The 6,232-nt window shown below is 55.4% G+C and carries 7 protein-coding genes; 3 read left to right on the top strand and 4 right to left on the bottom strand.

Features of this window, described 5'->3' with window-relative positions:
* Positions 1-166 precede the first annotated feature (166 nt).
* Positions 167-1,261: an ATP-binding protein gene (locus tag SFLMC1_RS10740; protein WP_152074231.1), complete on the top strand. Its 1,095-nt coding sequence runs from the start codon at positions 167-169 to the stop codon at positions 1,259-1,261.
* A 108-nt stretch (positions 1,262-1,369) separates the two neighbouring features.
* Here SFLMC1_RS10740 and SFLMC1_RS10735 read toward each other — a convergent pair whose 3' ends face one another.
* The 3 genes from SFLMC1_RS10735 to SFLMC1_RS10725 form a co-directional block, all read right to left on the bottom strand.
* Positions 1,370-1,900 carry a flavodoxin family protein gene (locus SFLMC1_RS10735; protein WP_152074230.1) on the bottom strand — a complete coding sequence of 177 codons (531 nt, stop codon included), beginning with the start codon at positions 1,898-1,900 and terminating at the stop codon, positions 1,370-1,372.
* A 145-nt stretch (positions 1,901-2,045) separates the two neighbouring features.
* Positions 2,046-2,426 carry an alpha/beta hydrolase gene (locus tag SFLMC1_RS10730; RefSeq protein WP_222838076.1) on the bottom strand — a complete coding sequence of 127 codons (381 nt, stop codon included), beginning with the start codon at positions 2,424-2,426 and terminating at the stop codon, positions 2,046-2,048.
* A 125-nt stretch (positions 2,427-2,551) separates the two neighbouring features.
* Positions 2,552-3,283, bottom strand: coding sequence for a carboxymuconolactone decarboxylase family protein (locus SFLMC1_RS10725; protein ID WP_261981440.1), 732 nt, complete (start codon positions 3,281-3,283; stop codon positions 2,552-2,554).
* A gap of 153 nt (positions 3,284-3,436) precedes the next feature.
* Here SFLMC1_RS10725 and SFLMC1_RS10720 point away from each other — a divergent pair, with 153 nt between their 5' ends.
* Positions 3,437-3,877 (top strand): MerR family transcriptional regulator, encoded by a 441-nt coding sequence (locus SFLMC1_RS10720; protein ID WP_152074229.1) that lies wholly within the window; start codon positions 3,437-3,439, stop codon positions 3,875-3,877.
* Between the two features lie 92 nt (positions 3,878-3,969).
* Here the strand turns inward: SFLMC1_RS10720 and SFLMC1_RS10715 are convergent, their stop codons facing one another.
* Entirely contained in the window at positions 3,970-5,184 is a 1,215-nt protein-coding gene (locus tag SFLMC1_RS10715) for an ATP-binding protein (RefSeq protein ID WP_226814263.1), read from the bottom strand.
* A 161-nt stretch (positions 5,185-5,345) separates the two neighbouring features.
* Between SFLMC1_RS10715 and SFLMC1_RS10710 the strand changes: the two genes are divergently transcribed.
* Entirely contained in the window at positions 5,346-5,714 is a 369-nt protein-coding gene (locus SFLMC1_RS10710) for a winged helix-turn-helix transcriptional regulator (protein ID WP_152074228.1), read from the top strand.
* Positions 5,715-6,232 lie beyond the last annotated feature (518 nt).

Genomic DNA, 6,232 nt, shown 5'->3' with positions numbered 1-6,232 from the left:
ATCGGCGCGCCAAAGAGCAGCGGCTCGTTGCAACGTAGTCGGAATAATAGAACTTCCCGTTTTTCACTCCTGCAATCCCACGGCACAAGGTATGTAAAGCCATTAGCAAAACTTGCAAAAGTTAGCAAAAGTTGCAAAAATTAGCAAAACTTGCAAAGGAGCTACCATGGAGTACAGAAAGAACCCCTTTACCCCGACGTTCGGAAGCATCCCTCCTTTTCTAGCGGGTCGCGAGCATATCCTGCGTGACATCAACCGTGGCTTTATCAATGGCCCGGGAGATCCCAACCTGTCGACTATTTTTACTGGCGCAAGGGGAACGGGCAAGACGGCGCTTCTCTCGCTCCTTTCAGAAACGGCGCTTGAACGCGACTGGATCGCAGCAAATGTCTCCGCCATGCCAGGCATGCTCGAAGATATTATCGAGCGAACCAAAGAAGCCGCAGATAGCTACCTCTCACAGCCTCATGCGCGCATAAACGGCGTTCAAATTGGTCCAGTGGGCATCGATTGGACATATGCTCAAGAGGCCCAGAGCAACTGGCGCACACGTATGAACAGCATTTTCAGGCAGCTCGAGAAGCATGACATCGGGCTTCTCATCACTATCGATGAAGTCACGGTCGATCTTGATGAAATGCTCCAATTTGCCTCTGTCTACCAACATTTTGTACGAGAGGGCAAAAAGGTAGCCCTTCTCATGGCGGGACTACCCTACAAAGTATCGGCGCTGCTGCGCAACGATTCCGTTTCGTTCCTCAGGCGCTCCCAGTATCATCAGCTGGGACGAATCACTGATGTTGAGATTGCAAATGCCTTCCGCAAAACCATTGAGGCTGGAGGACGCTCAATCACGCCAGAAGCGCTCGAGGATGCTGTGAAGGCTGTCGACGGATTCCCCTACATGATGCAGCTCGTCGGATATCGCACTTGGGATGTTTCGGAGAACTCGCCCCAAATCAGCACATCCGATGTCCAGCAGGGTTCCCTGCTCGCACGCATGGAGTTGCGCGATCGCATTCTCGAAACGACCTATCGAGAGCTTTCCGATAAAGACATTGAGTTTTTGCTCGCGATGCTGCCCGATTCTGGACCCAGCAGGGTCTCGGAGATAGCCAAGCGTATGGGCGTCGCCAGCAACTATGCAAGTCAATACAAACGCCGCCTCCTGGAGGACGGCGTTATCGGGGAACGTGGACGTGGCCTCGTCGGCTTCGACATCCCCGCGTTCAGGGAGTTCCTGAGCGAGAAGGCCTCCTAGCACGCCGAGATTGTCCGCAAAGGCATCAACGCATGGCAATCAGTAATCCTCTTGATAAGGGCAGCACGCATTTCCGCTTGCGCTGATTGCCATGCGCTCTTCTTGTCCTTAGGCCAGCTTGCGAGCGAGCTCGCACACCTCTTTCAGCTTGGGCGAGGATGCCATGCTGTCGCGCTCGGTCATGCCGCTAATGGTGACAATGCCCTGGTCCTCCCACTTGCAGTACGCGCAGGCTGACTTGTACATAGCGATCGCCGCATCATAGACGCTCTCGCTGTGGCTATCGAGCAAAAGGGCCGTCTTGGTGAACGGGAATCCCGTGGCACCGAAGGCGTACAGGCGGTCGATGACGGCCTTCTCCTGCGCGGTGATATCGAACCAGTAGATAGGCGAAGCGAAGACGACCATATCGGCGCCTTTCAGCGACTCAATCACGTCGGCCATGTCATCCTTCTGCACACAGGTGCCCTCATGGGTAAAGCAGTACTGGCATCCCAAGCAGCCGGCGATCTTCTTGCTGGCAACGCGGATGACCTCAACCGTATTGTCGCCCTCACACGCGGTCTCGGCAAACGCCTCGACCATGGCGTCGGTATTGGCGCCCTTACGCGGGCTGCCGCTCAATACAACGATTTTCATAAGAATCCCCCTCCTTCATGCCGCAGGCGCGCAGCATGTTTTTTTGTAACCAAAACGAATGGAGTTAATCAATCGCCTCGTTTCAGCCACTCCCACTCTTTAGAAGGATCGTCGCTGGAGACTTGGCATTAAATCAAGGCACGCCTTATTTCAGATGCTCCCCAAAGAACGCCTTCAGCTTTTCAAACGGAATGACATCCATCTGATCGTAAAGGTCGGTGTGGCTGGCTCCGGGGATAATGAGCAGCTCCTTGTTGTCTCCGGTCAACTTGCCGTACGCGGTTTCGCTGAAATAGCGGGAGTGCGCCTTCTCGCCGTGCACCAGCAGCACGGCGGATCGGATCTCGCCGGCGTACTGCAAAATCGGCATATTCATAAACGACAGCGAGGACGTTGCATTCCAGCCGCCATTGGAGTTCAGGCTGCGGGGATGGTAGCCTCGCGGGGTCTTGTAGTAGGCGTAATAGTCCTTTACAAACTGCGGTGCGTCCTCCGGTAGCGGATCGACCACGCCGCCCGCCAGCATCGGTTGTAGAAGGCCACCTTGCTGTGCTCGACCTTGTCGCTTTTGGGGAACACCTTGTCCCATTCTTGCGTCAGATTCAACTGCTCCATGCTTAAGCCTGCCTGCTAGTCGCTTTAAGGTATTCCTCACCACCCACAGGCTCCAGCCACTCGTTGGAGGCATCCTCGCCCGGAACCTCCAACGCCAGATGGGAGAACCAGCTGTCGGGCGCGGCTCCGTGCCAATGCTTCACCCCCCGGGGCGATGTTGACCACGTCGCCGGGGCGCAGCTCCTGTGCCGGCTTGCCCCACTCCTGGTAAAACCCTCGACCAGCCACGCAGACGAGGATCTGCCCGCCGCCGCTTTTGGCGTGATGGACATGCCAGTTGTTGCGGCAGCCGGGCTCGAACGTCACGTTGAAGACGCCCACCTGCTCGGTGGAAAGGGGCGCGAGGTAGCTTTGCCCGATAAAGAACTTCGCGAAAGCGTCGTTGGGAGCACCGATGGGGAAAACCATCTCGTTTTGGTGCTGAGCCTTTGCGTCGGCGGCATCGTCGTCCGCCCAGACCTCCTTCGCCATGCGGAAGGCAGCCCACGCCTTGGGCCAACCCGCATAAAACGCTGCGTGCGTAAGGATCTCCGCTATCTCCGCCTTGGTCACGCCGTTGTTCTTTGCGGACGTCAGGTGATATTTGAACGAAGAGTCCGTCAGCCCCTGCGCCATTAGGGCCACCACCGTCACCACGCTGCGGTCGCGCAAGGAGAGCTCGTCCTCCCGGCCCCACACCTCGCCGAACAGCACATCGTCGTTGAGCTGTGCGAATTTGGGAGCGAACTCCCCCAGGGCATCTCTGCCGGCCGTCTGCTTAATTGCCATAACCAACTATCTCCCGTCGATGGTTCTGAACGCAAATCAGTTTCCGCATTACGGAACACCCCTTGCACTCCCTGCTTAATTGACGAGAATGAAGGTAATACCTAAACCTGACTTTAGGTCAAGGATTGAATTCGAGATTTATCCGGAGGAGCCATGTACACAATCGGCCAGGTGTCGGAGATGTTCGGCTTGCCCGCCTCGACGCTGCGATATTACGACAGGCAGGGACTGTTCCCGGGATTGGAGCGAACGGCCGGCATTCGCCAATTCGGCGACACGGAACTTGAGGCGCTTCGAGTTATCGAATGCCTAAAGAAGGCGGGGATGGAGATCAAGGACATCCGGCTGTTCATGGAATGGTGCGCGGAAGGCCCATCTACATACCCCCAGCGCAAGGCCATGTTCGAGGACCGGAAGGCCCACATGGAGTCGGAGATCGCGAAGATGAACCGCGCACTGGACATGCTGAAGTTCAAATGCTGGTATTACGAGCAGCTGAATCAAGGCGATAACGAGGCCGAGCTGAAGGCCATGATTCCCGACGGCTTGCCGGAAGAGGTCAAAAAGGCCTACGAAAACGCCCACGCTCGATAGCGACGTTTGATGTTGAGGGGGCTTCGGCGCGGAGCCGTATTTGGTTAGGAGTGCGAATGCCGCTTCTGCTCCTTGGGCTCTATCCGTGTTTGCTATATCGCCCACAAAGGAATAGCCTGCACCTTATCTGTTAGGGAGTATGGCTCAGGGGTCTGGCAAACGACATGTCCAAACCCAACTTCATACCCCGACAGACCCTCGAGGCAACCGAAGTGCTTGATGGCGTCAATTCTGACTGTGGACGATGTCTTGATCTCGACGGGATGGAGAACATGCCCTTCTTGTATCACGAGGTCAATCTCGCGCTTCTTTGCGTCGCGATAGAACCAAACGTCTCGTACGTTTCCGCCGGCGTTCATATAACTCTTGAGAACCTCCGACACCGCGAAGGTCTCAAATACGTGCCCCGCGACAGCGCCAACTTGCAGCTGCTCGGGCGTGGTCCACCTAGTCAGGTGGCAAACAAGCCCCGTGTCCATAAAATATAGCTTCGGCGTCTTGGTGAGACTCTTGCCAATGTTTGGCCAAAAGGGCTCGATAATGCGAACGATATTTGATGCCTGCAGAACGGATAGCCAGGCCTTCACCGTCTTATGATCAACGTCAATGGCGTTGCCGATGTCCGAGGCGTTGAAGAGCTGGCCAGACCTAGCCGCACATGCAACCATGAAGCTGTAGAACTTTGCCTCGTTCTTAACGTTAATAAGGTCCCGCACATCGCGCTCTAGGTAAGCGGAAACGTAGTCTGAATAAAATGAATCCCAGTCAATAGTGCTGTCCTGCAGCTCCGGCATCGAACCGCGATGAATAATTTCCCAGATGTTTTTATTGGGAGCTTTCTGCGCCACTGCGACCGGAGCGGGAACATAGGGGTGCGCCGTCCCCACATTGCCCATAAGCTCCCTCACACTTAACCCCGACATTTCGAGAATCCTAATTCTGCCAGCTAATGACTCACTGACACCCTTCATGAGCCGATATGTTTGGGAACCCGTAAGTACGACTTGTCCCTTTTTAGTCGATTGGTCAACAATCCACTTAAGAGGCGAAAACAGCTCGGGGACCCTTTGAACCTCGTCAATGATCAGCGGCAGGGATTTTGATTCGAAAAAGAGCGCAGCGTCCTGCTTGGCGAGCAGGTAATCGCGCGGGTTTTCCATGGATACGTAGCCAAAGGAGCTGCCTAGGTGCTCCCTGAGGACGGTGGTCTTTCCAACTTGCCTTGCGCCAGTCACAAGAACGACCTTGCCCTGTCGTAGCAAGCGATCTATAGAGGATTCAATTTCGCGTTTGATGTACATCAGCATAGCCTCCCGTCTTGGAAGGTCATTATCGCAGTTCGTTATATGTTATGTCAAATTTGGGAATACTATTCCCAAATTTAGCTATCTATCACAACAGTAATTATTACCTCATAGCCTTTGTTCTTCGTTTTCTCTCCTTCTTGTTGAGTGTAAAGGAAGGATCCATGGCAGGGGCAAAAGAGGGGGTTGTGTTCGCGCGCAACGGCATCGAGAACACTGGCTTTGCGTACGCGTTCTCCCTGATAGAGGGCAAGTACAAGCTGCCAGTTCTGTTCTGCCTGTACCTGGACGGCACGACGCGCTACAACGAGCTCAAACGCAAGCTTGCGCCTGCTACTTACAAGTCGCTCACCTCTGCGCTGAGAGGTCTGGTCGCCGATGGTCTTGTCAAGCGCGTTGAGTACCCCCAGGTACCACCGAAGGTGGAGTACAGCTTGACCGAGCGCGGCTTGTCGCTCATGCCAGTGCTTGATGAGCTCTGTCTTTGGGGCGAGGCCCATCGCGATGACCGGGTTCCGTCGTCCGGCTGGTAGGCGAAGGGGGCGACGGAACGTAAATCTTTCAATTGCCTAGAGAAAGATTGGATTGTCTTATTGGCAGAGAGCCGCGCGTGTCGCCCCTCACGCAGATTCAGTTCATGACTTTCTCGAACAAAAAGTCCTCTTCGAAACCGGGGAAAGGGGTCTCGCCCGGCTCCATGGGCGGTATGCGCCGATCGGGATGGCGACTGTTGTAGAACTCGACTATCTTGAACCCGCACTTGCTGACGTAGACAGTTCGTCTTTGAGAACGGCCGCGTGGTGCGTGTCGCACTTGCCGGATACGCTACCAAGACCAACCGCAAGCGCCTCAAGAACGCCATCTACGGCGGCAGCAAGCTGCTGTATGCGCAGGTGCTCAAGGAAGACCGCGACCTCGCGCTGGTCTCGAGCGACTACCGCCTGATGAACTTCAACACGTCGCTGCTCAAGACCAAGACGACCACCAACACGCAGGGCGTCCAGGCCTTTACCGCCAAGAAGGGCCGCTCGGTCACCACCGTCGGCACGAG

This window comes from Collinsella aerofaciens, assembly GCF_901212495.1.
GTDB lineage: Bacteria > Actinomycetota > Coriobacteriia > Coriobacteriales > Coriobacteriaceae > Collinsella > Collinsella aerofaciens_H.
Note: the sequence above shows the minus strand (reverse complement) of the source record. Positions and strands in the feature narration are given on the sequence as shown.

Coding starts and splice junctions, on each gene's coding strand:
- SFLMC1_RS10720 (WP_152074229.1), top strand. CDS start 3,437: ATGTACACAATCGGCCAGGTGTCGGAGATGTTCGGCTTGCCCGCCTCG.
- SFLMC1_RS10725 (WP_261981440.1), bottom strand. CDS start 3,283: ATGGCAATTAAGCAGACGGCCGGCAGAGATGCCCTGGGGGAGTTCGCT.
- SFLMC1_RS10735 (WP_152074230.1), bottom strand. CDS start 1,900: ATGAAAATCGTTGTATTGAGCGGCAGCCCGCGTAAGGGCGCCAATACC.
- SFLMC1_RS10740 (WP_152074231.1), top strand. CDS start 167: ATGGAGTACAGAAAGAACCCCTTTACCCCGACGTTCGGAAGCATCCCT.
- SFLMC1_RS10730 (WP_222838076.1), bottom strand. CDS start 2,426: ATGCTGGCGGGCGGCGTGGTCGATCCGCTACCGGAGGACGCACCGCAG.
- SFLMC1_RS10710 (WP_152074228.1), top strand. CDS start 5,346: ATGGCAGGGGCAAAAGAGGGGGTTGTGTTCGCGCGCAACGGCATCGAG.
- SFLMC1_RS10715 (WP_226814263.1), bottom strand. CDS start 5,184: ATGCTGATGTACATCAAACGCGAAATTGAATCCTCTATAGATCGCTTG.